We start from the raw sequence: 387 nt of genomic DNA, 5'->3' as shown, positions 1-387 counted from the left end.
CGCTGGAAGCAGGTGGAAGCGGGCGATCTGACACCGGCGGAGCCTGTCCTGATCTTCAAGGACCTGAAGACCTTCAAGAGCGTCATCTCGGACCAGCGCGTGGCTCTGCTCGAAGCGTTGTTCAAGTCCGGCAGTGCGCGGTCGATCCGGGCGCTGGCGAAGACTTTGGATCGCGATTATCGCCGGGTCCACGACGATGTCCGGGCCCTGATCGATGCGGGCTTGATCAGGCAGGAGGACATGACGCTGTGGCCGGCCGTGAAGGAAGTCCGGCTCTCGCTCAGCTTCGCACCGGAGGATGGGGCCGACCGTCGGGCTTCGTGACGCAGGGATGGCCTGAAGGCATCTCTTCAACAGGCCGCCGCTCGGCTCGGGTCACCCCAGCAG

The 387-nt window shown here is 64.9% G+C and carries 1 protein-coding gene; it reads left to right on the top strand.

Annotated elements, in window-relative coordinates:
- On the top strand, positions 1 to 324 hold a 324-nt coding region (locus tag GVL52_RS30140), incomplete at its 5' end, for a hypothetical protein (RefSeq protein ID WP_200848078.1).
- Positions 325 to 387 lie beyond the last annotated feature (63 nt).

Source organism: Rhizobium sp. 18055 (assembly GCF_902706285.1).
Lineage (GTDB): Bacteria > Pseudomonadota > Alphaproteobacteria > Rhizobiales > Rhizobiaceae > Rhizobium.
This window is presented reverse-complemented; position numbering and strand designations above follow the sequence as displayed.